Source organism: Burkholderia sp. GW821-FHT14F03 (assembly GCF_058803765.1).
Window position 1 is genome coordinate 1 of record NZ_JBXAPG010000110.1, and the last position, 3,633, is coordinate 3,633.

General features: G+C 63.7%; 3 protein-coding genes. All 3 read right to left on the reverse strand.

All coding sequences use genetic code 11. From position 1 onward, the window contains the following. The coding region (locus AC1RQF_RS33150; protein WP_492874344.1) for an ESPR-type extended signal peptide-containing protein at positions 1 to 1,169 on the reverse strand (1,169 nt) is incomplete at its 3' end. Between the two features lie 645 nt (positions 1,170 to 1,814). Further along, a complete protein-coding gene (locus tag AC1RQF_RS33155; RefSeq protein WP_492874346.1) occupies positions 1,815 to 2,129 on the reverse strand; it encodes a hypothetical protein in 315 nt (104 codons plus the stop codon). A 178-nt stretch (positions 2,130 to 2,307) separates the two neighbouring features. Beyond that, a partial coding sequence (locus AC1RQF_RS33160) for a YadA family autotransporter adhesin (RefSeq protein WP_492874348.1) occupies positions 2,308 to 3,633 on the reverse strand: 1,326 nt, incomplete at its 5' end.

Consider the following 3,633-nt stretch of genomic DNA (forward strand, 5'->3'; position numbering starts at 1 on the left):
GACAGCGAAGCGATCGAGCTGTTGGCCGTCGAGAGGCCGGTCGACGTGGAGGTCGAGAGCGACGAGACGGTGCTGTTGGTGGTGCTGAGACCGGTCGAAAGCGAGCCGATGCCCGTCGAGGTCGAGGTGGACAGCGAGGTGATCGAACTCGTGGTCGACGAGAGGCCGGTCGATGCCGAGGTCGACAACGACGTGATGCTGCTGTTGGTCGTGCTCAGACCTGTGGACAGCGACGTGATCCCGGTCGACGTGGAGGTCGACAGCGACGTGATATTGCTGTTGGCGGTCGACAGGCCCGTGGACAGCGACGTGATGCCCGTCGAGGTCGAAGTGGACAGGGACGTGACATTGCTGTTGGTGGTCGACAAGCCGGTGGACAGCGAGCTGAGGCCGGTCGATGCGGAGGTCGACAGGCTCGAGATCCTGCTCGTGGTGGTGCTCATGCCGGTGCTCAGCTGCGCGACCGTGACGGCGTCCTGCGGCGCGGAGCCGTCGGCGACGTTGGTGATCCGGCGCAGTGCGCCCGAGCTGCCGACCGAGACTTCGGACAAGGGCGCGGCGGTGCCGGTCAGGAAGCCGGTGCCGGTCGGGGCGGCGGCGCCCGTCACGCTGCCGGTGCCGATCGCGACGCTGTTCGTATAGACGGCCGACGCGGCGTTGCCGATCGCGACCGAGCCGGTGCCGGCGGCGGATGCGTTGAAGCCGTATGCGTTCGAGCTTTGCCCGGATGCATTGGCTTGCAGGCCGGCGCTCGTGGCCCACTGGGCCGCTTTTGCGCCGAAGCCGAACGCTGAACCGCCGTTGCCGCTCACGGTCGTGAACGCGCCATACAACGTGGCGCCGGACACTCCATTACCGTTCGCGGCACAACCGCCGACCGTCGAGTAATAGTTGCTGCCGTCGACGCTGGCGACATAGGTGTAGGTGGTGGTGCCATCCGGGCCCATGGCGCTGGCCGGGTTGCCGCACGTCGTACCGCTCGGCGTGGCGCCGGTTCCCACGGCGATCGTCGAGGCTTGGCCGCCTTGCGCGGCGGCTGCCAGGATCACGGCCGCAACGGCCTTGGCGATCGACGACTGGTTGGATTTCCCCCGTGCCGATGCCAGTTCCGACGCCGCGACCCAGGCGCCGAGCGCGTCGTTCCAGATGGAGCGGTATGTGCGATTCATGACGGGGTGCTCTCCAAGCGCTTACGCAACACACCAGACTGATAGCGGCCTGTTGATGTCCATGTGATCGCGCGGATTATTCAGTTAGATGCGCAAATTCTATTGGATAGGTGATTTTGAGATTGATAAGAAATGAAAAATTAAAATCATTAATCTTTAAATATTGTTAATGATGGCGCGTTAACATTCCTTGAATATCTTGGTTTTGGCTTGCGCCCGGCCAGGAAAGGTATGGTGCGGCTGGAGGTGGGTGTTCGACTGGGACGAGCCAGTGCAGGCGGGGCGTAGCGGCAGGCTGGGTTTGGATGTCTGAGGAATGCGGAATTTAATTGGCAGACGTGTTCAATACTTAAGATCGAAAGTTTACAGAGAGGAATTAAGGGTTTTCATCAATGCATTTTTCCTCTCATCAATTGTGAGATTTGTATCGTATTTTTGAAGTTTAAATTAAAGAATATTCCGAGAGAATCATTTGTAGGATTTATCCGAGGTGGCGCGTGTGATGCGCGGACGGGCGGCTGACCCGGTATGTCGGGTTGTTCGGTAGGCAAGGCGGGGGAGTGCGGGCGGGTTCGGCTTTCGATGCCGGATGGGCGAGGAAGTGAGGAGGGGGAAGCGGGGTAGTCCGCTTCCCCGGGATGCGGGTTACGGATTGGTATCAGGCGAAACGGACGCAGCCGGGTCCGCGCATTCGAAGGTCAGGCTGTCCGGCGCGGGGGCGCCGCCCTTCGATCGATAGGGGCCGGTCGTTTCGAGCGACGTGACCTGGCGATCGCCGCAGATGCGCGCGGCGGTTTTCTCGCAGGCCTTCGGACCGCCGAGCAGGCCGCCGCAGCTTACGCGGTAGGCGTGGTCGTGACCCGGCATCGATACCGACGAGACGGAATAATTGAGTCCGCTCGCGCCGGAACATCCGGACAGCGCGGCGAGCAGCAGGGCAAGCGTGGCAAGTTTCTTCATCGTTCTTCTCCGAAGCGCGGGCGGCACGAATCGGCGGCTTCGTACCGTATCGGTTTGATGTGCCGGCCCGCGGGAGGCGAGCCGGCTGGTCGATCAGGGCGCCGCGCGCGCCGGGCCGATGCGCACGGGCGGCGTGAGCGTCCGACCGCATGTTCCCACGCGGCCGGATACTCCCGGCTTACTTCCATTGATACAGCATGCCGGCGCCGATCACCTTCTGGGTGCCGCTGAAGCCGCCGTTGACCGAAGCCTTCAGGTTTTCGGTGATGCGGGCCTGCATGCTGACGGCCATCGCCTTCTGGCCCATGAAGGTCGACGTACCGACACCCATGCCGAAGTTCGCGTCGCGATCCAGCTGCGGGATCGAAGCCATCGCGCCGACCGCCGCGATACCTTGCTTGGCCATCTGGTCGGTCTGCTGCAGTTGCTGCTGCGTCTGTTGCAGTTGCGAACCGAGGCTGCTGATCTGCGTCTGCTGGCTCGACAGCGTCTGCGTCATCGACGTCGACAGCGCGGTCAGCTGGTTGACGTTGACGGCGTCGGTGCCTTGCGTGCCGGGCGCGACGTTGATGACCTGACGCTGATCAGTGCTGCTGCCGACCGAGACCACGTTCGAGCGGCCGCCGTCGGTGGAGTTCGCGCCGATCGCGACCGAGTTCGAGCCGGCGGTGACGGTCGGCTTGTCGTTGCCGGTGCCGTTCATGTCGGCCGCGATGCCGGTCGTGTTGTTCGAACGGATCGTGTTGTTGTTGAACGTCGTCGACAGCGCGGTCAGCTGGTTGTTGATGTTGCTCACGCCGGTCGAGAGCGAGGCGACGTTGCTGTTGGTGGTGCTCAGGCCCGTCGACAGCGAGCTGATGCCGGTCGAGGCCGAGGTCGAGAGCGACGAGACGTTGCTGTTGGTGGTGCTCAGGCCGGTGGACAGCGAGTTGACGGCGGTCGAAGTCGAGGTCGAGAGCGACGAGACGGTGCTGTTGGTGGTGCTGAGACCGGTGGACAGCGAGTTGACGGCGGTCGAGGTCGAGGTCGAGAGCGAGGCGACGTTGCTGTTGGTGGTGCTGAGGCCGGTGGACAGCGAGGCGACGTTGCTGTTGGTCGCGAACAGCTGGCTGCCGTTGACCGCGTCGGTGCTGGTCTGGCTGATCTGGCCGGCGGCGACGTTGGTGACCTGGCGTTCCGCGCCTGGCGCACCGACGCTGAACACGCCGACCGGGTTGCTGCCCGCGAAGTTGCCGAAGGTCAGGCCGCCGACGGTGGCCGATGAGACCGGGACGGCGGCGGAGGTGGTGGCGCCGTTGCCGATCGCGACTGAGTTGTCGACGTTGGCGACTGCGTTCGGCCCGATCGCGACGCTGTTCTGGCCGGTGGCCTGGCTGTCGGGGGCGGTCGAATTGGCGTGGAAGTACTTGATGCCCTTCGCGTTGATATTGTCGATCGCCGAGCCGACGTTGTTGTTGGTCGTGGTCGTGCCGTCGGTGTTGTAGGTGATGTAGGCCGGGGCGGA

What these genes read in the sequence shown, in the direction of transcription:
- AC1RQF_RS33155 (WP_492874346.1), bottom strand. Translation starts at nt 2,129, where the DNA reads ATGAAGAAACTTGCCACGCTTGCCCTGCTGCTCGCCGCGCTGTCCGGA.